The 23,102-nt window shown below is 65.4% G+C and carries 17 protein-coding genes and 1 riboswitch; of the genes, 12 read left to right on the forward strand and 5 right to left on the reverse strand.

The window, feature by feature from the left end:
• Nucleotides 1–36 precede the first annotated feature (36 nt).
• Nucleotides 37–1,527 carry a leucyl aminopeptidase gene (locus ISS97_RS14115; RefSeq protein WP_379985782.1) on the forward strand — a complete coding sequence of 497 codons (1,491 nt, stop codon included), beginning with the start codon at nt 37–39 and terminating at the stop codon, nt 1,525–1,527.
• Nucleotides 1,528–1,646: 119 nt separating this feature from the next.
• Nucleotides 1,647–2,069 carry a DNA polymerase III subunit chi gene (locus ISS97_RS14120; RefSeq protein ID WP_379985781.1) on the forward strand — a complete coding sequence of 141 codons (423 nt, stop codon included), beginning with the start codon at nt 1,647–1,649 and terminating at the stop codon, nt 2,067–2,069.
• Between the two features lie 107 nt (nt 2,070–2,176).
• Here ISS97_RS14120 and ISS97_RS14125 read toward each other — a convergent pair whose 3' ends face one another.
• Nucleotides 2,177–5,722: a hybrid sensor histidine kinase/response regulator gene (locus ISS97_RS14125; RefSeq protein WP_379985780.1), complete on the reverse strand. Its 3,546-nt coding sequence runs from the start codon at nt 5,720–5,722 to the stop codon at nt 2,177–2,179.
• Nucleotides 5,723–6,098: 376 nt separating this feature from the next.
• Between ISS97_RS14125 and ISS97_RS14130 the strand changes: the two genes are divergently transcribed.
• The 5 genes from ISS97_RS14130 to ISS97_RS14150 all read left to right on the forward strand — a co-directional run bounded on the left by ISS97_RS14130 (nt 6,099) and on the right by ISS97_RS14150 (nt 11,268).
• A complete protein-coding gene (locus ISS97_RS14130) occupies nt 6,099–7,565 on the forward strand; it encodes a GTPase (RefSeq protein WP_379985779.1) in 1,467 nt (488 codons plus the stop codon).
• A 606-nt stretch (nt 7,566–8,171) separates the two neighbouring features.
• Nucleotides 8,172–8,789, forward strand: coding sequence for a YceI family protein (locus tag ISS97_RS14135; RefSeq protein WP_379985778.1), 618 nt, complete (start codon nt 8,172–8,174; stop codon nt 8,787–8,789).
• Nucleotides 8,786–9,364 (forward strand): cytochrome b, encoded by a 579-nt coding sequence (locus ISS97_RS14140; RefSeq protein ID WP_379985777.1) that lies wholly within the window; start codon nt 8,786–8,788, stop codon nt 9,362–9,364. Before ISS97_RS14135 ends, ISS97_RS14140 begins: the two co-directional genes overlap by 4 nt.
• Complete coding sequence (locus ISS97_RS14145) at nt 9,364–9,921, forward strand: YceI family protein (RefSeq protein ID WP_379985776.1); 558 nt, start codon at nt 9,364–9,366, stop codon at nt 9,919–9,921. The genes ISS97_RS14140 and ISS97_RS14145 overlap by 1 nt, the downstream gene beginning before the upstream one ends.
• Nucleotides 9,922–9,927: 6 nt before the next feature.
• Nucleotides 9,928–11,268, forward strand: a complete 1,341-nt coding sequence (locus ISS97_RS14150; protein WP_379985775.1) for a DUF697 domain-containing protein — start codon at nt 9,928–9,930, stop codon at nt 11,266–11,268.
• A gap of 84 nt (nt 11,269–11,352) precedes the next feature.
• On the opposite strand, the gene ISS97_RS14155 is transcribed toward ISS97_RS14150, so the two are convergent.
• On the reverse strand, nt 11,353–11,589 hold the full coding sequence (locus ISS97_RS14155; RefSeq protein WP_379985774.1) for a glutaredoxin family protein: 237 nt from the start codon (nt 11,587–11,589) through the stop codon (nt 11,353–11,355).
• Nucleotides 11,590–11,670: 81 nt separating this feature from the next.
• Here ISS97_RS14155 and ISS97_RS14160 point away from each other — a divergent pair, with 81 nt between their 5' ends.
• The 3 genes from ISS97_RS14160 to ISS97_RS14170 all read left to right on the forward strand — a co-directional run bounded on the left by ISS97_RS14160 (nt 11,671) and on the right by ISS97_RS14170 (nt 17,992).
• Nucleotides 11,671–13,053 carry an L-serine ammonia-lyase gene (locus ISS97_RS14160; protein ID WP_379985773.1) on the forward strand — a complete coding sequence of 461 codons (1,383 nt, stop codon included), beginning with the start codon at nt 11,671–11,673 and terminating at the stop codon, nt 13,051–13,053.
• Between the two features lie 232 nt (nt 13,054–13,285).
• Nucleotides 13,286–16,051, forward strand: a complete 2,766-nt coding sequence (locus ISS97_RS14165) for a LysM peptidoglycan-binding domain-containing protein (RefSeq protein ID WP_379985772.1) — start codon at nt 13,286–13,288, stop codon at nt 16,049–16,051.
• 276 nt (nt 16,052–16,327) lie between these two features.
• Complete coding sequence (locus tag ISS97_RS14170; RefSeq protein WP_379985771.1) at nt 16,328–17,992, forward strand: APC family permease; 1,665 nt, start codon at nt 16,328–16,330, stop codon at nt 17,990–17,992.
• A gap of 172 nt (nt 17,993–18,164) precedes the next feature.
• On the opposite strand, the gene ISS97_RS14175 is transcribed toward ISS97_RS14170, so the two are convergent.
• From ISS97_RS14175 to metX, 3 genes are all read right to left on the reverse strand, one after another.
• Complete coding sequence (locus ISS97_RS14175) at nt 18,165–19,250, reverse strand: homoserine dehydrogenase family protein (RefSeq protein WP_379985770.1); 1,086 nt, start codon at nt 19,248–19,250, stop codon at nt 18,165–18,167.
• Nucleotides 19,247–20,437: a cystathionine gamma-synthase gene (gene metB, locus ISS97_RS14180; RefSeq protein WP_379985769.1), complete on the reverse strand. Its 1,191-nt coding sequence runs from the start codon at nt 20,435–20,437 to the stop codon at nt 19,247–19,249. The genes ISS97_RS14175 and metB overlap by 4 nt, the downstream gene beginning before the upstream one ends.
• A gap of 68 nt (nt 20,438–20,505) precedes the next feature.
• The gene (metX, locus tag ISS97_RS14185; RefSeq protein WP_379985768.1) at nt 20,506–21,543 is read right to left on the reverse strand and encodes a homoserine O-succinyltransferase MetX; all 1,038 of its coding nucleotides are present in this window, start codon (nt 21,541–21,543) and stop codon (nt 20,506–20,508) included.
• A gap of 77 nt (nt 21,544–21,620) precedes the next feature.
• Nucleotides 21,621–21,736: riboswitch (SAM riboswitch) on the reverse strand.
• 178 nt (nt 21,737–21,914) lie between these two features.
• Here metX and ISS97_RS14190 point away from each other — a divergent pair.
• Complete coding sequence (locus ISS97_RS14190; RefSeq protein WP_379985878.1) at nt 21,915–22,652, forward strand: 2OG-Fe dioxygenase family protein; 738 nt, start codon at nt 21,915–21,917, stop codon at nt 22,650–22,652.
• Nucleotides 22,653–22,731: 79 nt separating this feature from the next.
• A complete protein-coding gene (locus ISS97_RS14195) occupies nt 22,732–23,085 on the forward strand; it encodes a DUF1304 domain-containing protein (RefSeq protein WP_379985767.1) in 354 nt (117 codons plus the stop codon).
• Nucleotides 23,086–23,102 lie beyond the last annotated feature (17 nt).

The raw sequence follows: 23,102 nt of genomic DNA on the forward strand, positions 1-23,102 counted from the left end.
TCCGCCGCTCGGCCGGACCTTCGCAGGATCTTATCGATGACGCTCCAGTTCAGTCTCGGCCCCGTCGCCCCCGAAACCGTCGAAACCCCGTGCGTGGTGGTCGGCGTTTACGAGAACGGCGTGTTCACCAGCGCCGCCGCCCGCGTAGATACCGCCGCCCATGGCGCGATCAAGCGCCAGGTGGAAAGCGGCGACATCAGCGGCAAGGCTGGCAGTGCCACCGTGCTGTTCGGGCCGGAGGGCGTGACGGCCAAGCGCGTGCTGGTGGTGGGCTTGGGCGGACAGAAGTCGTTCGATGGCGCCCGCTATCAGAAGGTGTGCATCGAAGCCGCTCGCGCACTCGGCCGCCTGCCGATCGACGCGGCCGTGTGCTGCCTGACCGAAGTCGACGTACCCGGCCGCGACGCCGCCTGGCGCGTGCGCACCGCCGCGCTGGCCGCCGACTATGCCGCCTATCGCTACACCGCCACCTTCAAGCCGCGCGAGAAGAGCGCGCAGCCCGAGCTGACCACCCTCGCCTTCGCCGGCGGCGACGACGCCAAGGCTGGCCTGGATCAGGCCACGGCCATCGCCGAGGGCGTGCGTTTCGCGCGCGAGCTGGCCAACCTGCCGCCGAACATCTGCAACCCCGCTTACATCGCCGACCAGGCCAAGGCCTTCGCCGACGCCAACGACAAGGTCAGCTGCAATGTGCTGGACCACGTCGAGATGGAGAAGCTCGGCTTCGGCTCGCTGCTGGCCGTGGGCCGCGGCTCGGTCAACAAGCCCAAGTTGGTGGTGCTGGAATACAAGGGCGGCAACGAGGGTGACAAGCCGTACGCTTTCGTCGGCAAGGGCATCACCTTCGATACCGGCGGCATCAGCCTCAAGCCCGGCCCGGGCATGGAAGAAATGAAGTTCGACATGGGCGGCGCGGCCGGCGTGCTCGGCGCGTTCGTGGCCACGGTGAAGATGGGCCTCGCGCTCAATCTGGTATGCGTGGTGCCAGCAGTGGAGAACATGCCGGACGGCGACAGCTATCGTCCCAGCGACGTGCTCACCAGCCTGTCGGGCCTCACCATCGAAGTGCTCAACACCGATGCCGAAGGCCGCCTGATCCTGTGCGACGCGCTGACCTATACCGCGCAGACCTTCCAGCCGCAGGTGCTGATCGACGCCGCCACGCTCACTGGTGCCTGCGTGATCGCGCTGGGCAAGCACGCCAGCGGCCTGATGAGCAAACACGACGATCTCGCCGCCGAGCTGCTCGCCGCCGGTGAAACCACGCTCGACCGCGCATGGCGCTTGCCGTTGTGGGACGACTATCAGGCGCAGCTCGATTCGGGCTTTGCCGACGTCGCCAACATCGGCGGCAAGAACGCCGGCGCGATCACCGCCGGCTGCTTCCTCGCGCGCTTCACCGAAGGCCAGCGCTGGGCGCATCTGGATATCGCCGGCACGGCGTGGGACGAGGGCCGCAAGGGCCTCGCCACGGGCCGGCCAGTGCCGTTGCTGGCGCAGTGGTTGATTGATCGCGTCGCTGGCTAATGAGCAGGGAACGGGGAATAGAGAACGGGGAGCAGGTGCGGTGCGTGACATCGCCCTGTCGCGTTCATGCGCTTTCCGTTCCCCATTCCCCGTTCCCTATTTCCTCCTCGCCCTGACCCATGCCTCGCGCCGACTTCTATCTGATCGACAAGCCGCGCTTCCGCGAACAGCCGCTGCTGCTGGTGTGCGAGCTGGCGAAGCGCGCGTATGCCGCGCAGCAGCCGACCATGATCCTCACCCGCGATTTCGAGCAGGCGGAAGCCATCGATGAATTGCTGTGGGCGTTCGATGACGATGCGTTCATTCCGCACCAGTTGGCGGGTGACGATGACGATGCGAATACCGCGGTGCTGATCGTGCCGCCCGGCATCGATACCGCGGATCGCCCAATGGTGATCAACCTGCGCGAGACCTGCCCCACCGGCCGTTATGAACGCGTGCTGGAAGTAGTGGCCGCCGACCCGGCCGAGCGCGAGGGTTCGCGTACGCGCTGGGGTGAGTACAAGCGCCTGGGCGTGGAAGTCGCAAAGCACGATATGTAGGAGCGCACCCTGTGCGCGAAAGCCCCGCGTGAGCGGGGCTGCTCATTTCTGCTTATGTGGCAACGGCGGCCCTGCTCACGCAGGGCTTTCGCGCACAGGGTGCGCTCCTACAGTGGCGCGTGCTCCGCAGTCAGCGCGCTCGCCAGCGCTTCCGCCAGTTGCTCACCTGTCACTGGCTTGCGCAGGAATCCATCCATACCCGATTCGTGCGCGCGGGCTTCCTCATCGCCGCCGGAGCGCGCAGTGATGGCAATGAGCGGCAGATGCTCGCCGTCGCCTTCGCGCATGCGGATCAGGCGGGCGATCTGGAAACCGTCCACGCCAGGCAGATCCAGATCCAGCAGCACTACGTCGTAAGTGTTCTGGCTGAGCTCGGTCATCGCCGCGAGACCGTGGCCGACGTAACGCACCCGATGGCCTTGCCGTTCCAACAGACCGCGCACCACCGCCGCCACGATCGCATCGTCTTCCACCAGCAGGATGCGCAGACCTTCGGCTTCGTTGGTGCGGACGGGCGCAGCTACGGTGCTGACTTCGCCTTCCACCACTTCCAGCGGCAGGTGCACGTGGAAGCTGCTGCCATGTGCCACTTTCGATTCAAGCTCAATGCTGCCGCCCATCATCGCCACCAGCTCGCGGCAAATCGCCAGGCCAAGTCCGCTGCCGACTTTGCGCTGCGGCCCGGTCGCCTGCTCGAAACGCTGGAACAGGCGCGCCTGGCTCGCCTCCGGAATGCCGGGGCCGGTATCGATCACACTGAAGTGCAGGCCGTTCGCATCACGCACGGCGCGCAGGGTCACGCTGCCGTGCTCGGTGAACTTCAACGCGTTGTTGGCGAGATTGAGCAGGATCTGCTGCACGCGCAACGCATCACCCATGACACGCGCCGGCAGATCGTCGGCCATCGCCAATTGGAAATGCAGGCCCTTGGCACGTGCCTGGCCTTGTTCGAGCTGCGCCACTTCCTGCACCAGTGCGCGCGGATCGAACGGCGCGAGGTCGAGCGACAGGCGGCCGGCTTCGATGCGGGCCAGGTCCAGCGCGTCGTTGAGCAGCTTGAGCAGCATCTTGCCTGATCGCTGGATGGCTTCGGCGTAGTCATGCTGCTGCGGGCCGAGCGGCGTACTCAGCAACAATTCCGCCATGCCCATCACGCCGGTCATCGGTGTGCGTATCTCGTGGCTCAAGGTGGCCAGGAAGTGCGTCTTGGCCGCGCTTGCCTGCTCGGCGAGACGGCTGCGCTGTTCGGCCAGCTGGATCTGATGACGCTGCGCCAGGCGGCGGCGCCACACCAGCAGCACCATCAGGCCCAACAGCGCGGCGAACAGAACGTAAGCGCACCATGCCCACCAGCGCACCCACGGCGGTGCCTGCACATGGATGTGCAGCGGCTTCGACAACGAACCCCATTCGCCATCCGCACCCGCGCCCATCACATTCAAGGTGTAATCGCCCGCAGCCAGGCCGGCGAATTCGCGCTCGCCGCGATTGCCGGTGTCGACCCAGTCATTGTCGAGACCGTCGAGACGGAAGCGGTAACGATTGTCCACAGGGTTGACGTAGGAGAACACGCGCGCATCGATACTGAGGCCGCGATCGCGCCAACCCAGCTCCAGCGCATCCCGGTGCAACGGCTGCGCCAGGATGCCGCCCTGCGTACGTACGCCGATGCCGGTGATGGCCAGCGGCGGCACCGCCGTGCCGCCATCGCCCTGGTCGGGATTGAAACCAATCACACCACCCATGGTCGGCGCGTAGATGTTGCCGTCGGGCATGCGCGCGAAGCCGCGGAAGAATTCGCCGTTGCTCAGGCCGTCCTGCAAGCCGAACGCGCGGAACGTGCCACTGTCCGGATCGAAGCGCCACATGCCGTCGCGGCCGAGCATCCACACGCGTCCGCGCTTATCCACCGCGACGTCGACGACATTCACCGAGGGCCAGCCATGGTGCGCATCGATCTTGCGATCCAGCACCAGTCCATCGCCTTCGTAGCGGTAGAACTCCAGGCCATCCGGCCGGGCCAGCCACATGCCGTCCTGAGTGAAGTCGAACGCATCTACCGCGCGATCATTGCGTACACCCGGTACGGGTTCGAAATGATCGCGGGTGGCATCGAGCCGAAGCAGACCGCCGTCACTGGCATACCAGAACACGCCGTTCTTCAAAGTCAGCTGACTGCCCCAACGCGCCTTCTCATCGGCCGGCTGGATCGCCACCGGAGTGACCGCCAGCGTTTCCTGGTCGACGCGGAACAGACCTTCACTGAAACTACGCGCATACAGCTTGCCGTCCGGCCCAAGCTCCACCTCCAGCGGATGCGACATGCCATGTCCGGCGCTGGGCACACGATCGAGCTTGCCGTTGGCGTAGCGGAAGAGGCCGCCTTGCACCGTGATCCACAAGCGATCCTGTGCATCCTGGGTCATGCCGATCACATCGCCGCGCATATCGGAAAGCACATGCTCCGCCTTGCCAGTGACGGGATCGAGCTTGTCGACACGGCCGTTACGCGCACCGACCCAGATGCGCCCATCGCGGCCGCGCGCTACGGAGGTGGCGACAGAGTCGCGCAGACTCTCGTTATCCTCGGGCACGTGCGTGAAGCGGCTTACGTTGTCCCAGCCAGGTGCGAGATAAGCCACGCCGCCATCGAACAGAGCGATCCATAAACCGCCCTCGCGATCCGGCATGATCTTCCACACCCAGGTGCCCGGCAGATTGCCGTTCAACAGGGGCTGATTGATCAGCGGCCGCACCGGACCACCCGGCGACGTCTGCAAGTACATGCCACGCTGCGTGCCGATCCACAGGCGTCCGGCGCGGTCACGCGTACTGCTCAGTACATTGATGTCGGCGATGTCCTTGCAGAACATGCGCATCACGCCGTCCTTGTCCACCACCAGCAGACCGCGCGCGGACGCGATGCGGATCTCGTCACCGTCGCCTTCGATGCGCCAGGCGTCCACGACTTCCGACGGATGCTCATACGGCACCGGGCGCACGACGCCATCGGTATCGCGCAGAAAAATGCCGTTGCTGCCGCCGATCCAGACGCGCTGTTTCGCATCTATGTACAACGCCGCCACGGCACCAAAACCGGCGGCATCGTTGTTGGGCGCCGGGATATGGTCAAAGCCTGTGCCATCCGGACGCATGCGATCCAGGCCCAGCGCCGTGCCTACCCATATCGCACCATCCGGGCCGGATTTGATCACCCACACCTTGTCGCTGCTCAGGCTGTTGGGGTCGGATGGATCGTGCGTCCAATGCTGGAACTTGTCGGTCTGCGGGTCATAGCGATTCAGTGCCGCTTCCAGTCCGCCAGCCCACAGATGCCCCGAGCGATCGAAGGCCAGGGTGGAAATACCGTTGTCGCGCAGCGAGCCAGGATCGTCCGCGACATGGCGGAACACCTTGAACCCCACACCGTCATAACGCGCGATGCCGCCCTTGGTGGCGAACCACATGGCGCCGTCCGGCCCTTGCAGCACCGTGTACACGCTGCTGCTCGGCAGACCATTGACGGTGCCATAGCGGCGAAACTGCGGCGTAGGCAGCATGCTGCCCGACGGCGCCGGTAGCGCCACCGCCGTCTCGGTCGCCGTCGGCGACGACACCAGCAATGCCAGGCTCAATAGCAACGAGGACAGCATGCATTCCCCCTCCCAAGCACGCGATCATGCCAAATCCCCCGGGGCTTAACGAGTGTCGAAGGCCCATAGATGACCAGGGCACCGCTGATCAAGTATCGCCATCGTCATGATGCCTGGAAGACTCGCAGGCGTTGCTGCGTGGCGCAGGGAAGACTGGCCGTCTTGGCAAGCCGCGCGGCGGCGCCTGCGAGTCTTCCAGACATCACCCCATCATTTGAAATCTCATACGTGGGGCCGGCCCTGTCTGTTCGCAGGCCGCAGGCCCGCCGTCTCGACAGACCACCAGTCTGCCTTCGCCGACGGGCCTGCGGCCTGCGAACAGACAGGGCCGGTGACGATGGCGATACTTGATCAGCGGTACCCTAGAATGACCCTCATGTCCCGACGCCCAAGACTGCTGCTGGCCGCGCTCGCCATCGCCGCCCTGTTGTGGCTGCTGTTCGCCGCGGCCGAACGCGCGCTGGCGCTGGCCCAGCGCTTTCTGCAATTGCCGGCCTGGCTGCAGTGGACGCTGGGCTCCACCCTCGCACTGTTCGCCCTGCTTGGGCTTGGCGTGCTGTGGTGGCTGTTCCGGCCACGCCGCAAGCGGCGGCCCGTGCCGGCCCCAGATCGCGGCAGCCTGGAACAGCGCATCGATCAATTACAAAACCGCGGCGCCGACACCGGCGCGCTCGGCGCCGAACTGGGCGAACTGGATCGCCGCCGTGCGACGGCGCGCGTCTATGTGGCGCTGTTCGGTGAGATCTCCACCGGCAAGTCCACCTTGATCCGCGCGCTTGCGCCACACGCCACCGCCATCAGCGATGTGCGCGGCGGCACCACCCAGCAGGTCAGCCACATCGACGGCCAGTTGCCCGACGGCCGCACCCTGGTACTCGCCGACGTACCCGGCAGCCGCGAAACCAACGGCGAAGCGCACGAAACCCTCGCCCGCCAGGAAGCCCTGCGCGCCCACGCGGTGATTTACGTCTGCGCCGGCGACCTCACCCGCAGCCAGGCGCAGGAAGTGCGCTGGCTCGGCGACTTCGGCAAACCGCTGCTGCTGATACTCAACAAAGCCGACCAGTGGAGCGACGCCGAACGCGATCTGCTGCTGCATCGCCTGCGCCAGCAAAGTCACGACATCGCCGCCACCGTCGTCGCCGTCAGCGCCGGCGGCAGCGAACGCTACCAACGCACCCTCGCCGACGGCGGCATCGAACAGATCGAACGCCAACGCAAACCCGCCATCGAGCCCTTGCTCAAAGCCTTGATGCGCCTGACCGCGCCCGGCACCGAAGGCCTGGAGCCGCAACGCGAACAAGCCGTACTCGCCGGTCTGCACGAACGCGTCGGCGCGCTGGAAACACAAACCCGCGCCGCCGAAGCCGAACGCATCGTGCGCAAATACGCACGCCGAGCCATCGTCGGCGCACTCGCCGCCGTCGCACCCGGCAGCGACCTCGTCATCCAGGGCGCCCTCGCCGCCGCCCTCACCCGCGAACTCGCCGAACTCTATGGCGTGCGCGTCACCGACGTACAAATCGACGACTTCATCCAGCAAGCCAAACTCACCCTGCGCACCGGCAGCTCCATCGTCCTGGCCATCGCCGGCAACGCCCTCAAAGCCTTCCCCGGACTAGGCACACTCGGCGGCGGCGTACTCCACGCCTTCGCCTACGCCCTCATCTTCGACAGCCTCGGCCGCGCCCTCGCCACCTCCCTCGCCGAACGCCACACCCTCGATCAGCAAGATGCAGGTGCACGACTCAAGACCTTGCTCGCCGATAGCGGTGGTGCGCGCGTCAAAGAGCTCGCGACGCTGACGATGGAAGCGTGGCGGGAGAGGGAGAAGAGTGAGTGACGATTGATTCGCCAATCACGCGCACTGCAACCCATCAGTAGCAACACTTCCCCGAGCACCCACCCCTCACCCCAACCCTCTCCCCGGAGGGGAGAGGGAGCAATGCTTTTCTGATCTTGCTGGGCGATGCGAAGCGAGCCCGCCACCGGGTCCCCTGTGGAGCGGTGAGGGTTGGACGATCAGGCCCCGAAGGGGGCATCGGCATGGATGCCGATGCCTTTTCGACAGGACATGGATGTCCTGTCGAAAAGCCCGGCCAACCCTCACGGACCCGTAGGCGTAGCCGGAGGGCGCGTAAGAGGGGTGCCCTCTCTTTTGGTTACTTTTCTCTGGGCAAGCAGAGAAAAGTAACTCGGCTCGCGGCAGCGAGACGAAACCCCGCCGCAGGCGAGCCAGGTCAAGTCAGCGCGACAACCGAGCGACAACTCTACTGGATCCCTGCCTGCGCAGGGATGACGAGCAGGAGGGGTTGTCTCAAGAACGCACTCTCACCCCCAACCCTCTGTCGAAGGGAGAAAGAGCAAAGCAAAAGCCACACTCACGGAAACAATCCGTTTCACACACACCCGCTGGCGCCCCCACCCCCGATCCGCCAGACTTCCTCCCATGCTCAAGCCACGCGCCAGCCACCTATTCGCCCTCGCCCTAAGCACCCTGCTGGCCTGCGCAAATGTCCAGGCCGCGCCAAGCACCTACCGCTACGACACCACTCACAGCCAGATCCTTTTCAGCATCGACCACAACGGCTATTCGCGACCGTTTGGACGGCTGCACATCGCGCGCGGCTGGTTGCGCTTCGATCCGGACGACTGGAGCCGCTCGGCCACCGAGCTGGACATCGACCTGGACAGCCTGGACATGGGCGACAAGGAGTGGAATGCGGCCGTGCTCAAACCCTCATTCCTGGATAGCGGCAAGGCGCGTTATGCGCATTTCGTCAGCACCTCGGTGGAGCGCAAGGACGATACGCACGGCGTGCTGCACGGCCAGCTCAGCCTCCGCGGCATCACCCGTCCGGTGGAACTCCCGTTCACCGTGAACCGGATCGCCAAAACCATCTATGGACTGCATACGGTCGCCGGCTTCTCCGCCACGGCCATGCTGGACCGCACCGACTTCGGTATCACCGCCAATCCTGGGGCCATTGGCCGCAGCGTTATGGTGTGGCTGGAGCTGGAAGCTATCCTCGACGACACCGCTCAGACCAACAAGGAGTCTCCATGAGCCTGCGCAGCAACGACCGCCAGTGGGGTTCGGTCGCCAAGTTCTTCCACTGGATCATGGCACTGCTGATCCTGGGCAACGGCATCTTCGGATTGCTGATGGATATGGCCGGCAATCCCATGCAGAAGATCAACTGGCTGGCCTTGCACAAGTCGATCGGCCTTACCGTGCTGGCGCTGTTCCTGCTGCGCCTGTTGTGGCGCTTTGGCGACAAGCGCCCGCGCGAGGAGCCTGCACCGCGCTGGCAGCAAATGGCCGCGCATACCACGCATGCCGCGCTGTATCTGTTGATCGTGGCCTTGCCGCTCAGCGGCTGGTGGTTCAATTCCGTCGCAGGCAAACCGCTGCAGTTCTTCAAGCAGTTCAACCTGCCCGCGCTGGTGGAGGCGAATCCCGACCACCAGGGTCTGTCGCATGAAGTCCATGAATACCTGTTCTGGTTTCTGGTGCTGGTATTGGTCGCCCACATCGGCGGTGCGCTGAAGCATCACCTCTTCGATCGCGACAACACCCTGCTGCGCATGCTCCCCTTCCGTCGCCTGCGCGACGACACCCCCTCGAAAGGAGATCACTGATGAAAGCCTTGACCCGTTTCGCTCCCTTGCTGCTCGCGCTGGCTCTTCCGGGTCTGGCGGGCGCCGCCGACTACACCGTGCAGCCGGCCGGCAGCACGCTCGGCTTCTCCGGCAGCTTTCAGGGTGCCGGCTTCAATGGCACGTTCGGCAAGTGGACCGCGGCGATCAGCTACGACGCAGCCAAGCTCGCCAGCTCGAAGTTCGACGTGGAAGTCGATCTCGCCAGCGTGAAAACCGGCGACAAGGACCGTGACGGCGCACTGCCCGGTTCGGATTTCTTCAATGTCGCCAAGTTTCCCAAGGCGCATTTCGTCACCACCGGCTTCCGCCAGAACGGCGCGCAGGTGATTGCCGACGGCAACCTTACGCTGCGCGGTGTGACCAAGCCGCTGAGCCTCAACGTGACCTTCACGCCGCAGGGCACCGGTGCCACGCTGGATGTGGCCGGCAGCATCAAGCGCCTCGACTTCGGCGTGGGCGGCGGCGACTACGCCGACACTTCGGTGATCGGTGGCGACGTGAAAGTAACGGCGCACGTCGTACTCGCGCCGAAATAAATCCGCATGAGTGAAGGCACGCTGTGGCAGCGCCTGCGCGGCTGGCTGACGCCGGAGCAGACAGGCACTGCCGCAGCGATGCCGGGCGGAACGCGCATGGCGGACAGCCTGCGCCATCTGCTCGATGACCCAGATATTCCCGCAAGCATCCGCAGCGAACTCGCCGCGGATTTCGGCCGCGTGGAGACCATGCTCGACCGCCTGCAACGCGGCGAGCTGCATGTGGCGGTGTTCGGTCGCGTGTCCGCCGGCAAATCCGCGCTGGGCAATGCGCTGCTGGGACGCGAGGCATTCACTGTCGGCGTTCTGCATGGCACTACCACGCAAGCCGAGCAGGCAACGCTGGATGAGGCCATCCAGGATGGTCTGGTGCTGATCGACACACCCGGCATCAACGAACTGGATGGCGACGCACGCGAACGGCTCGCCTTCGAGGTTGCGGAAGTCAGCGACCTGGTGGTGTTCGTCGCGGATGGCGACCTTACACGCGACGAACTGGATGCGCTGAAGCTGCTCGCCGCCACGCAACGCCCGGTGCTGCTGGCACTGAACAAGTCGGATCGCTACAGCCCCGACGAACGCGCTTCGCTGATCGCGCATCTGCGCGAACGCACACAAGGGCTGGTGCGCGCCGAAGATGTGGTGGCCGTCGCCGCGCGTCCGTCGCCGCAGCGCATGATCGAGCTCGGTGCCGACGGCCGCGAACATGTGCGCGACACCTCCGCGCCACCCGAAGTGGCCGCGCTGCGCGAGCGCCTGCTTGGCATCGCACAACGCGAAGGCAAGACTATCGCCGCGCTCAATGCCGGCCTCTATGCCAGCCGGCTGACCGACCAGGTAAGTACGCGCATCGCGGAAAGCCGGCGCCAGCTCGCGACCAAAGTGATCCGTCAGTACTGCCTCGCCAAAGGTGTGGCGGTGGCGCTCAATCCCATTCCCGTCGCCGACCTGCTCGCGGCGGCCGGCCTCGACGCGGCGATGGTGCTGCAGTTGTCGCGCGTGTATGGACTGCCGCTGACACGTGCCGAATCCGGACGCCTGGTGGCGGTGATTTCCGCGCAACTGATTGCACTGATGAGCGCGATCTGGGGTGTGCATCTGGTGGCGTCCGCACTCAAGGGCGTCAGCGCCGGTCTTTCCGTCGTCATCACGGCGGCGGCGCAAGGTGCGCTGGCCTGGTACGCGACGGTGCTGATCGGGCGTGCGGCGGAGCGCTATCTGGTCGCCGGCAAGTCCTGGGGCGAATTGGGCGCCAAGCGTGCGGTGGCGGAGATTGTCGCCAGCCTGGATCGCGACTCGATCCTGCGCGAGGCGCGCGAGGAAATCCTCAAGCGGCTGAAGCGCTGAAGCCACTCTATTGTAGGAGCGCACCCTGTGCGCGATGCTCTTCTTGCAGGGCCATCTCAAGCACATCGCGCACAGGGTGCGCTCCTACAGGCTTGCTTCCAGAAACTGGCGCAGTGCCGACGCATCAAACGGCCAATCCAGTTCTCGCCCATTGCGCACATCGCGCAACACAGGCACCCGTGTGCCGTAGCGCTCCTCTAGCCCCGCGTCGTCATCCACCCACACGCTGTCGAAATCCGGCGCGCGCGCCTCGGCCATCACGGCAAGCGCCTGATCGCACAGGTGGCAGTAGTCGCGCTGGTAGAGGATGAGGTCGGCCATAACAAACGGAAGCGTACGGACTACGGGATGCCATAGGGACGCGTAGAATACCGGGCTCCCTCCCTAGCCCGCAGCATCGCCATGGCCGTCAGCGTATTTGACCTGTTCAAAATCGGTATTGGTCCGTCCTCTTCGCATACGGTGGGCCCGATGCGCGCTGCCGCACGTTTCGCCGAGCGCTGGCTGGAGGAGAAAGGTGTGCTTGACCGCGTGGCGCGCCTGCGTGCGGAACTCTACGGCTCGCTGGCCATGACCGGTCGCGGCCACGGTACCGACAAGGCCGTGCTGCTCGGCTTCGAAGGCGAGCACCCCGACACTGTCGATCCCGACCGCATTCCTGACGTGTTGGAGCGCATCCGCCGTACGCATCGCCTGCGTGTGCTGGGCAAGCACGAGATCGAGTTCGACGAGAAGCGCGACCTGGTGTTCAACAAGCGCCAGAAGCTGCCGTTCCACACCAACGGCATGCGCTTCACCGCTTACGACGCCGACGGCAACGAACTGGGCACGCGCGACTACTACTCGGTGGGCGGCGGCTTTGTGGTGAACCAGGACGAGGCGGCGGAAGACCGCATCGTGGCCGACACCACCGCGCAGCCCTACCCGTTCTCCACCGGCGATGAAATGCTTGCGCTGTGCGCGCAGCACAACATGACCATCGCGCAGCTCATGATGGAAAACGAGAAGGTGTGGCGCGGCGAGGCGGAAACCCGCGCCGGCCTGCTCACCATCTGGAAGGCCATGCAGGATTGCGTCAATCGCGGTCTGCGCTCGCCCGGCGTGCTGCCCGGCGGCCTCAAGGTGACGCGCCGTGCGCCGGCGATGGCCGCCGAATTGCGCGACCAGCCCGAGGCGGCTTTGAAGGATCCGCTCACCATTCTCGACTGGGTGAATCTCTATGCGCTGGCGGTGAATGAAGAGAATGCCGCCGGTGGCCGCGTGGTCACCGCGCCGACCAACGGCGCCGCCGGCATCGTGCCGGCTGTGCTGCACTACTACCACCGCTTCTGCCCCAAATCGAACGACGACGGCGTAATCGAATTCCTGCTCACCGCCGCTGCCATCGGCATTCTCTACAAGGAGAATGCCTCGATCTCCGGCGCCGAAGTGGGCTGCCAGGGTGAAGTGGGCGTGGCCTGTTCGATGGCCGCCGGTGGCCTTACCGCCGCGCTCGGCGGCAATGTGCTGCAGGTGGAGAACGCCGCCGAGATCGGCATGGAACACAACCTCGGCCTCACCTGCGACCCGATCGGCGGCTTGGTGCAGATTCCCTGCATCGAGCGCAATGCGATGGGCTCGGTGAAGGCGATCAATGCCAGCCGCATGGCGTTGAAGAGCGACGGCAAGCATCGCGTGTCGCTGGACAAGGTGATCGCCACCATGCGCGACACCGGCCGCGACATGAAGGACAAGTACAAGGAAACCTCGCGCGGCGGCCTTGCGGTCAACGTGATCGAGTGCTGAGGGAAGCACTCTCTCACCCGCCCTGCATCCTCCGTAACGTCACTCGGGCCACGCAAATCCGCCCATAGCGGCGGCGCATTTTCTCGCGCCGACCACGCGCGTATCGCGCTGCATACGCGATACGCATCGCTGATGCGGACGCAAGAACCTGAGCCTAGGGAAAGTCCGTATTGCCGCACGATGACAGTGGATCTAAATGCCGGGCTATTCCCCACGGCATGGAAGTTCCGCCATGACATACGTCGCCCCCAGCGTATCCGCCACCTACACGCAGCCCCAACTCCCGCCACCGCAGACCTACACCGCTACCGGCAATGAGACGGTCACGCAGGTCGCCCAGCAGCATGGCGTGACGCCGGAGGAATTGGCGCGAACGAACGGCATCAGCGTGGACAGCGCGCTATCGCCCGGCCAGGTGCTGACCCTGCCGCCCCACGCGACGGCGCCGACGACCGCACAGGCTGCGCCCGTGCAGCAGACGCCGGCGCAGAAGACCGACGCGGCCATCGCCGCGTATCAGGCCGCCGTCAAGGAACACGACGACGTCATGCGCAACGCGCCGCACAACCGCGGCATTCGCCAGGACCTGGACACCAGCGAGCTGGACAAAGTCGACGCCGCTAAAAAAGCCATGGACCAAGCGATCAGCGACGAGATCGCCGGCCAGGTCGCCTCGCGCAACCAGGGCGTGCCCGCAGAATTCCGCACGCCCACCGACCAGCTGATCAGCAACGCCGGCGACGCGATTCTGGCGCGCCACCCGGGTGACCAGGCGCTTACCACCACGCTCAATGGCTCCATCCACACCTACCAGGTGCGCAGCGACGCCAATGCGCTGATCCCCGACTACTCCGGCGACTGGAGCCCGGCGGACAAACTCAAGGGCATCATCCTGGATGGCCAGCCGCAGGAAGTGGTCGACGCCGTGCTGGCCGACCCGCGTGTGCAAGGTTGGATCAAGGACGCCGCCAGCCAGGTCGATCAGCCGTACAACGGCATCAGCAACTACGCCAATGCCGAAACCCAGGCCCCTGACGCGGCCCAGCGCCTGCTCGATACGGTACAGGGCCTGCCCCCGTCGCTGGCCGCAGCAGTGGTCCAGCAAAGCATGCCCACGATCCAGAAGATCGCGCAGTGCGAGATGGTCTACGGCGGCGAAGGCGCATACGGCACCATGCAGCGCGTGGTCAGCGCGCTGGGCGAAGGCCCCCAGGCGCAGGACCTGGCCAATCAAATCGCCGGCGCCTACGTGCATCAGGCCGAACGCTGGGACGGCTTTACGACCGACGCCACCAAATACGCCGTCTCCGACGGAGCCAGCCCCACGCTCGCCCTGGCGTTGGCCAATGCGCTACGCCAGGACGGCAAGGGCGAGCAGGCCGATGGCATCACCAACATGGCCACGCAGGGCCTGCACAACTACCTCGCCTACGGCAAAGACAACCCGCTGAAGGCATACGAGGACGCGCACGGCGCGGCCGAAGAAAAAGACAAGCGCCTGTCGCAACTGCTTGCCAACGCCGGACCACTCAGCGACGACCAGAAGAAAGCCTTTATCGAGGCCTACACCAAAGATCCGGACAACGCGAAGGTGTACCAGGCCGACGCCGATGCCGCGAAGAACCTCGCGGCCTACATGAACGCCCACAAGGACGACTTGCTGGCCGCCGCCGGGCGCAGCCCCGACTCGGCCAGCCAGCTATACCAATGCATGAAGGACCTTACGCAGTCGGGCCAGGGCGAAACCGCACTGACGTTCGCGGACGCCATCCAGTCGGACAGCGCGGCATCCAAAGCCTTCAGTGCCTTCTCCGACTACCAGAGCGATTTCCTGCCCAAGGCCATCGCCTCGGCACAAGGCCAATTGTTGGTAGAAGAAAAAGGCGACACCAAGACCGCGGTCGACAAGCTGCTTGAAATGGCCGAGCCGCTGTTCAAAGGCAAGGAAGGCTGGGCCTCGCTGAAGGAGAACTACGAGCGGCTCGGCAAAAACGAAGACAAAGCGTTCGACCCCAAGACGCTGGGCGAAGAGTTCGCAACGATGGGCCCCGCCGGCAAGGGCCTGGCGCTGGCCTCCGTCATGGTCAGCGCTTACAACGGCTCACAGGCCGAGAGCATCTCTTCGATGATCAACGCCTACAGCACAGCCGGTGGCAACGCGGCTGGCCTGGCCAGCGGAGCCGTGCAGTCCCTGGCGGACGCCGGCAAGTTCGGCCGCTATACCGAAGGCGCCGAGGCCTTCGCCGCGTTCAGCTCGCGCCTTGTCCCTGGCCTAGCTGTGATTGCCAGCACCTCCGCGTTCGCCACGGATTTCGACAAGCTCAAGAACAACCCTGTTTATGCCGGCGCGCTGGTGGGCGATATGTTCTCGGTGATCGGCAGCGCGCTGGAAACCACCGGTGTGGGCGAAGTGCCCGGCGCATTCATCAACGGCATCGGCTTCCTGATCTCCGCGCCGTTCCAGTTCGTCGGCGGCCTGATCGATGGCCATAGGGAATCCGAAGAGCTGCACAAAGAAGTAGAGAAATACCTCGGTGCCGACGGCGTGGGCCTGGACGACAGCACCAGCAAGGCGCTGGCGGAAAGCGACCCGGACCAGGTCAAGCAACTACTGGCCACGGGTATGTCGCCGGACCAGTTACAGAAACTGGCCAAACTCGATCCGAATCTGTTGCAGAGCGTGCATGGCGGTAGCCCTTCGGTAGAAGGGCTGCCAGATCTGGAGAAGCGCCTCGGACTTAGTGGCAACGACCTCTACAACATGCTCCAGGCTGCCGAAGCGGGGGGCCCGCAGAGCGGCGGCGGCGTGGCGGAGATCATGTATGTGCTGGGCCATCCCAACTTCTTCCCCGACGCAGCCAATGCGCAGAGCAAGGCGGACCTCGCGGCCAGTTTCCGCGCGCTCGCGCAAAGCATGCAGGGCGACAGCGTCGACAGGAGCACGAATGCGGGCAGCATCCAGGCCCTGAACCAGGCAGCAGCGTGGTTGGTTGGATAACCACTGACGGCTACAGACCGGGGCCGGCGCGCCACGCGCAGGCCCCGGCACTTCACACGACACAGACCGCCGCGAGGCGCTCCATACGCCGATGAAGGGATGGCAAAGCCCTTGCCACCAAGGGAAATGTTGCGACGCACCTGCCCTTGGCGCCGCGCGTACGGCGGCGTCGCCATGACTTGTGCAGGCTGACAGGCGCTCGAGGGGCTGTCATCATCCCGCCCTTATGCCGTCCGAGGGGGCGGCCATTTGAGATCCAAATCTGCGGGAGTCTGCATGTCCTCTTCCAGCCCGATCCGCCGCGAAGTCGGCCCATTCGCGCTTATGCTCACCGGCCTGGGTTCCATCATCGGCTCCGGCTGGCTGTTCGGCGCATGGCGCGCGGCAGGCCTGGCCGGTCCTGGCGCGGTGTGGGCCTGGGTGCTCGGTGCGGCGATCATCATGACGATCGCGCTGACCTATGCGGAACTCGGTTCGATGTTCCCCGAGTCCGGCGGCATGGTCCGCTACAGCCACTACTCGCACGGTTCGCTGGTCGGCTTCATCGGCGCGTGGGCGAACTGGATCGCCATCGTCTCGGTGATTCCGGTGGAAGCGGAAGCTTCAGTGCAGTACATGGCTTCGTGGCCGTGGAAGTGGGCGCAGGACCTGTATATGCACATGCCGGACGGGCATGGCGAGCTGTCGCTACCAGGCCTGTGGATCGCCGCCGTGCTGGTGATCGTGTACTTCCTGCTCAACTTCTGGAGCGTGAAGCTGTTCGCGCGTTCCAACACCTTGATCACGGTGTTCAAGCTGGTCGTGCCGGCAGCCACGGGTCTGGCGCTGATCGCCAGCGGCTTCCACAGCGAGAACTTCTCGGTCGGCGTGCATGGTGATGCGCACTCGATCGATTTCGCCGCCGTGCTCACCGCCGTGGCCACCGCCGGCATCGTTTTCAGCTTCAACGGCTTCCAAAGCCCGGTGAACCTCGCGGGTGAAGCGCACAACCCGGGCAAGAGCATTCCGTTCGCGGTGATCGGCTCGATCGTGCTTGCCACCATCGTCTACATCATTCTGCAGGTAGCCTACATCGGCGCGGTGCCGCCGGAGATGCTGGCCAAGGCCGGCTGGCACGGTATCGATTTCCGCTCGCCGTTTGCCGAACTGGCGATCATCGTCAACCTGCACTGGCTGGCGATGCTGCTGTACGTCGATGCCTTCATCAGCCCCAGCGGCACCGGCATCACCTACACCGCCACCACCGCACGCATGATCTACGGCATGGAGCGCAACGGCACGCTGCCCAAGATCCTTGGCCGCATTCATCCCAAGTGGGGCATCCCGCGTCCGGCGATGTGGTTCAACCTGCTGGTGTCCTACGTGTTCCTTTTCAGATTCCGCGGCTGGGGCACGCTGGCGGCGGTGATTTCGGTAGCGACGATCATTTCCTACCTCACCGGCCCGGTGAGCGCGATGACACTGCGCCGCACCGCACCCGAGCTGCATCGTCCGCTGCGTATCGCCGGCCTGCCGATCCTTGCCGGTGTCGCCTTCATCATGGCGACGGAGTTGCTGTACTGGGCCAAGTGGCCGCTGACGGGCGAGATCATCCTGCTGATGGTCGTGGCGCTGCCGGTGTACTTCTACTACCAGGCCAAGGCCGGCTGGCATGACTTCGGCCGCCAGATGAAAGGCGCGTGGTGGCTGGTGTTCTATCTGCCGACGCTGGCGCTGGTCTCGTGGGCCGGCAGCACCATGTTCGGCGGCATGGGCTATCTCTCCTACGGCATGGATCTGGCCGTGGTTGCCGTGGTGGGCCTGATCTTCTACGTATGGGGCGTGAAGTCCGGCTGGCGCACGCCGTCGGTGGAAGCGGCGCTACTCGAGGCGAAGGCCCATCCAGGTGCGCCGGTGGTGCCGCCGGATGAGTTCGAGTCCGAGCGCATCACGGGGCACTAAGCCTCCAGCGCCTTACCAAAGAAAAACGCGCGGTGACGAGCCGCGCGTTTTTTGTTTCTGTAGGAGCGCACCCTGTGCGCGAACGCCCTGCGTCAGCAGGGCCGCTGTTAAAAAAAGCGCGGTCCTTGCGGGCCGTTTCGCGCACAGGGTGCGCTCCTACGCAATCGATATGTCAGGCCAGCGCCAACACGTCGCCCAGCAGCGCCTGCGCCGTCACTTCCGGTCCCGCGCCTGGCCCCTGGATCACCAGCGGCTGGGAGTGATAGCGGGTGGTGGTGAGAGCGAACTGGTTGTCGGTTCCGTAGAGACGCGCGGCGGGATGTGTGGCAGGCACTTCGACCAGACCGACGCGTGCACGACCGCGCTGATTGAGGCGTGCCAGGAAACGCAGCACGCCGCCGCGCGCTTTCGCTTCCGCGTGACGTGCGGCGAGCGGCGCATCGAGTTCTTCGAGACGCGACAGGAAAGTCTCGGTGTCCACGTCGCGCAACGCCTCGGGCACCAGGCTTTCCACTTCGACCTCATCGGTGCCCAGGGCGAAGCCGGCGTTGCGCGCGATGATCAGCAGCTTGCGCGCCACGTCTTCGCCGGAGAGATCGGAACGCGGATCGGGCTCGGTGTAACCGAGCTTGCGCGCCTCGCGCAGCAGCGCGGAGAACGGCTGGCTGCCGTCGTACTGATTGAACAGATAGGACAGCGAACCGGAGAACACGCCTTCGAGCGTGAGCAGCGCATCGCCGCAGCCGCGCAGGCGACGTAATGTGGACAGCACCGGCAGGCCAGCGCCGACCGTTGCGGCGTCCCCGTAACGCGCACCGTTCGCCGTGGCCGCTTGCAGTGCACGCCATCCCGGCAGCTCACCGCCCGCCAACGCCTTGTTGGCGGTGACGACGTGATAACCCTTGGCCAGCCATTCCGCGTGACGCGCGGCGAGGCCCGCATTGGCGGTGGCATCGATGATGACCTTCACCGCCGCACCGCTGGCATCGAGCGAGGCCAGCAGACTGACGTCATTGCGCGGGTCGCCCTGCGTCTTGAGCTTTTCACGCAGGCCACGGTCGGCCAGTTGCGCAGAATCGGTCTGCTGACGGCGCGAATTCGCAGCGCCTACCAGGCGCAGCGAAGCGGCGGCTGGAGTGTTCAAAAGCTTCAGCAGGGCACCGCCGACAACGCCGGTACCGAGCAGGACCATTGCAATGCCCGAGACGGCAGCCGGTGCCTTCGCGGCATCCGCGGCTTCGGCCAGCACCGCGCTCATGCAAGCACCCGGCGTTTCGACGCCAGCGAAGCCTGCGCGCGAACCAGTGCCGCATCGAGATCACGCAGCAGATCGTCACCATCTTCGATGCCCACCGACAGACGCAGCAGGCTGTCGGCGATGCCGGCGGCGCGGCGCGCTTCCGGCGCCATCGATGCATGCGTCATCGAGGCGGGATGCGCCACCAGACTTTCCACACCACCCAGCGACTCGGCCAGCGAGAAGTACTGCAGGCCATCGACGAAGGCTTCGATCTGCGACACATCGCCTTCCAGCTCGAAGCTCAGCATGGCGCCAAAGCCCTGCTGCTGGCGCCCGGCCAGCGCGTGGCCAACGTGACTTTCGAGGCCGGGGTAGTAAACCTTGCGAACAGCCGCATGGGCGTCCAGACGCTCGGCGATGCGCACCGCGTTTTCCTGATGCTGACGCAGACGCACGCTGAGCGTACGCAGGCCACGCAGGGTGAGGAAGCTGTCGAACGGCGCGCCGGTGAGGCCGTTGCAGTTGCCCCACCACTTGAGCTGATCGGCCACCGCCGCATCGCGCGCAATCACTGCGCCACCGACCACATCGCTATGGCCGTTGATGTACTTGGTGGTGGAATGCACCACCACATCCGCGCCCAGCACCAGCGGCTGTTGCAGGGCCGGCGAAAGGAAAGTGTTGTCCACCACCACCAGCGCGCCCACGGCGTGCGCGGCCTGCGCCACGTGGCGGATATCGGTGATGCGCAACAGCGGATTGGACGGCGTTTCCACCCACACCAAGGCAGGCTTGGAGGCCAGACCAGCGGCCAGCGCCACGCTATCGGTGAGGTCGACGAACTCGACGCTGAAACGGCCCTTCTTCGCCCACGCATCCAGCAGGCGCCAGGTGCCGCCATAGCAATCGTGCGCGGCGAGAATCTTCGCACCGGCAGGCACCAGTTCCAGCGCCAGTGCCACTGCCGACATGCCACTGGAGGTCACCACGGCACCCGCGCCCTGCTCCAGTTCCGCCAGCGCATTGCCCAGCTGATCGCGCGTGGGATTGCCGCTGCGCGAGTAGTCGTAGGCACGCTTGCCGCCCAGGCCGTCGAAGGCGTAGTTGGTCGACAGATGCAACGGCGGCACCACGGCGCCGTGCTGGGTATCGGATTCGATGCCGGCGCGCACCGCGCGGGTACAGGGGGCCGTGGTCTCGCTCATGGTGAATCTCCGTGTCGTACTTGGTGCCCGGGTGATGTGGATCGGGCGATGCGTGGGGACGTAAAGGGTCAGGCCAGGGCTTCGCGCAACAGCGGCGCGAGGCGGTCGGTTTCCTTGAGGAAAGCGTCGTGTCCATACGGCGACTCGACCACTTCCAGCGTGGCTGGGCCGTACAGGCGGCGCTGCAATTCGCACAGGTCGGACAGCGGCACCAGGCGATCGGACGGAAAGCCGATCAGTGTGGCCGGCGCGGCGACCTGCTCGGGCGTCACGTCATGCAGATCGATGGATTCGGACAGGGCCAGGAAGCGCTCGACATCGAAGCGCTCGACGAAGCTGCGGCCTGCGTGCTCCAGGTAATCCTCGACCGGGAAACGGAAGCGGCCGTCGCGGAACTCCGGGGCGGCGGTGAAGCGGCGCGCGAATTCTTCGCTGCCGCGATAGGTGGTCATGGCCAACTGGCGGGCCAGCGCCAGCGCCTGCTCCGGCTGGCCGGTGCTCTGGCCGAGACGCACAATGCCGCGCTGTACTGAGCGCTGTGCCGTGGCGAGAGGATGCGGACGATGGGCGCCAGCGAGCAGCACGAGACGGCCCAGCGCATAGGGATGGCGCGCAGCGAAGGCGAGCGCGGCCATCGCGCCGTACGAGGAACCGACAAAGGCATGCACGCGGCCGATGCCCAGCGACTCGACCAGCGCAGCCAGCGCATCGGCCTGATCCTCGCTGGAGATGGCATCGACGCCTTCGAGGTCGGCGGGGGTGATCCAGTCGATCGACAGCACCCGATAACGATCCAGATCCACCGGCAGGCCAGCGCCCACCACGTCCTGCCACCAGCCCTGCGCGGCCTCGCTATCCAAGGCGACCACGTCGCGGCTGGCCGAGATGCCGCCCTGCACGATCACCGTCGGCGCATCCGGCGCGCCGCACCACAGGTAGCGCACATCGACTTCGCAGGGACGGCTGCCGTATTTGGGCGTGAAACGCACACGGCGGGAACTGCGTTGGGTGGCGAGGCGTTGCGTGGTGAGGTCCGAGCGCAAGGCACCCGCCAACGTACAGTGGCTGGAGGTGCTGGTCGGAACGGGCTGGGGCTGGCTGGGCATCACACTCTCCGGTTGGCATCGCCCTGCGGATCCGGAGAGGTCGCCACGCCTCCGGCAAGGGATGCCAGTGCGGAGCTCGCCCATCTCTCGGTGGCGCCGTAGCGCCTCCGCAGGAGTTGGCACCGTCGCGGAGTGAATCCCGCAGGTTGCCCCGGCTTCAAAGGGCCTGTCCCTCAGCCGGTCTCGATGAGTAGAGCGGACTGTATCGATGCGCGATCCGTTGTGTCAATAGACGTCTAAACGTCTACACATCCATTCCACGAAACTGGCTTCGATCCCATAGCCTACAAAAGGCCCGGAAGGCGCATGACTGCGCCATATGCGGCCTTCCGCGAGGCGTTATGATGGGCCTCCCCTCCAGCCTCCCCGCCATGACCGACCACCAGGCCTCCAGCCCCGAAACCCTGCAAACCCTGATCCGCCAGGACGGCTTTGCCTTTGTTACGCCCGAAACCATGCGCTGCCTGCTGGCACCTGCCGGCAATCTGGCGGACTGGGCTGCGTTTGCCGCCAGCTGGGAGCAGCTGGGACCGGATACCTATCTGGCCGCCAAAGGCCGCCATCGCCGGCGGCGCCATGCGGTGTTCTCGGCGGGCCCGGCCGGCGAGCTCAAACGACAGCCGCACCAGCCGCACTATCAGAGCCTCGACTACAACAACTTGCAGGGCGGTATCGAGCGCTGGTTCGAACCGGTGCTGCCAGCCATTGCCGATGGCGCGAGCATGCAATGCATCCTGCATTTCTGCCGCGACTTCTTCGGCACGCTCGCACCGGCCGTCCGCCAATGGCATGTCGAGGTGCATCAGTTCCGCATCGAGGCGCGCATCGGCGAAGCTGGCGAACCCACACCCGAAGGTGTCCATCGCGACGGCGTGGACTATGTACTGGTGCTGCTGATCGACCGGATAAATATCGAGAGCGGCACCACCAGCATCCACACACCCGATGGCGAGCTGCTGGGCAGCTTCACGCTCACCCATCCGCTGGACGCCGCCCTGGTCGACGATGCGCGCGTCTGCCACGGCGTTACTGCCGTCACGCCACACGACCCGACCCAGCCTGCGCATCGCGATGTACTGGTGGTGACGTTCCGGGCCGTCGAAAGCTAGGGCGCCGCTGATCCACCACGACCATCTCTGGTTATGCTGCACCCGCCATCCTTTCCGGACGCTATTCAGGGGAACCCACGTGTCCATCATTGCCAACGTTGTGATCGCTCTGGTCGCTCTGTTTCACCTATGGTTTCTGGTGCTGGAGATGTTCCTGTGGGACAAGCCCGCCGGTCGCCGCGCTTTCGGCACCACCGCGGAATTCGCCGCACAGTCGAAGGTGCTCGCCGCCAATCAGGGGCTGTACAACGGCTTCCTGGCAGCCGGCCTGATCTGGGGTTTGCTGCTTGGCAGCGATGGCCTGCAGGTGAAGACTTTCTTCCTGGCTTGCGTGCTGGTGGCTGGTCTCTACGGCGGCTTCACGGCCAGCCGCAAAATCCTTTGGGTCCAGGCACTGCCGGCGGCCGTTGGCCTTGCCCTGCTCTGGCTTTGATATTCAACCGATCTTTC

Source organism: Dyella koreensis (assembly GCF_044904565.1).
In the GTDB taxonomy this organism is placed as follows: Bacteria; Pseudomonadota; Gammaproteobacteria; order Xanthomonadales; family Rhodanobacteraceae; genus Dyella_D; species Dyella_D koreensis.

Bases quoted from the DNA above. Each gene is read 5' to 3' on its own strand.
- ISS97_RS14115 (WP_379985782.1), top strand. From the start codon at position 37: ATGACGCTCCAGTTCAGTCTCGGCCCCGTCGCCCCCGAAACCGTCGAA.
- ISS97_RS14120 (WP_379985781.1), top strand. From the start codon at position 1,647: ATGCCTCGCGCCGACTTCTATCTGATCGACAAGCCGCGCTTCCGCGAA.
- ISS97_RS14125 (WP_379985780.1), bottom strand. From the start codon at position 5,722: ATGCTGTCCTCGTTGCTATTGAGCCTGGCATTGCTGGTGTCGTCGCCG.
- ISS97_RS14130 (WP_379985779.1), top strand. From the start codon at position 6,099: ATGTCCCGACGCCCAAGACTGCTGCTGGCCGCGCTCGCCATCGCCGCC.
- ISS97_RS14135 (WP_379985778.1), top strand. From the start codon at position 8,172: ATGCTCAAGCCACGCGCCAGCCACCTATTCGCCCTCGCCCTAAGCACC.
- ISS97_RS14140 (WP_379985777.1), top strand. From the start codon at position 8,786: ATGAGCCTGCGCAGCAACGACCGCCAGTGGGGTTCGGTCGCCAAGTTC.
- ISS97_RS14145 (WP_379985776.1), top strand. From the start codon at position 9,364: ATGAAAGCCTTGACCCGTTTCGCTCCCTTGCTGCTCGCGCTGGCTCTT.
- ISS97_RS14150 (WP_379985775.1), top strand. From the start codon at position 9,928: ATGAGTGAAGGCACGCTGTGGCAGCGCCTGCGCGGCTGGCTGACGCCG.
- ISS97_RS14155 (WP_379985774.1), bottom strand. From the start codon at position 11,589: ATGGCCGACCTCATCCTCTACCAGCGCGACTACTGCCACCTGTGCGAT.
- ISS97_RS14160 (WP_379985773.1), top strand. From the start codon at position 11,671: ATGGCCGTCAGCGTATTTGACCTGTTCAAAATCGGTATTGGTCCGTCC.
- ISS97_RS14165 (WP_379985772.1), top strand. From the start codon at position 13,286: ATGACATACGTCGCCCCCAGCGTATCCGCCACCTACACGCAGCCCCAA.
- ISS97_RS14170 (WP_379985771.1), top strand. From the start codon at position 16,328: ATGTCCTCTTCCAGCCCGATCCGCCGCGAAGTCGGCCCATTCGCGCTT.
- ISS97_RS14175 (WP_379985770.1), bottom strand. From the start codon at position 19,250: ATGAGCGCGGTGCTGGCCGAAGCCGCGGATGCCGCGAAGGCACCGGCT.
- metB (WP_379985769.1), bottom strand. From the start codon at position 20,437: ATGAGCGAGACCACGGCCCCCTGTACCCGCGCGGTGCGCGCCGGCATC.
- metX (WP_379985768.1), bottom strand. From the start codon at position 21,543: ATGCCCAGCCAGCCCCAGCCCGTTCCGACCAGCACCTCCAGCCACTGT.
- ISS97_RS14190 (WP_379985878.1), top strand. From the start codon at position 21,915: ATGACCGACCACCAGGCCTCCAGCCCCGAAACCCTGCAAACCCTGATC.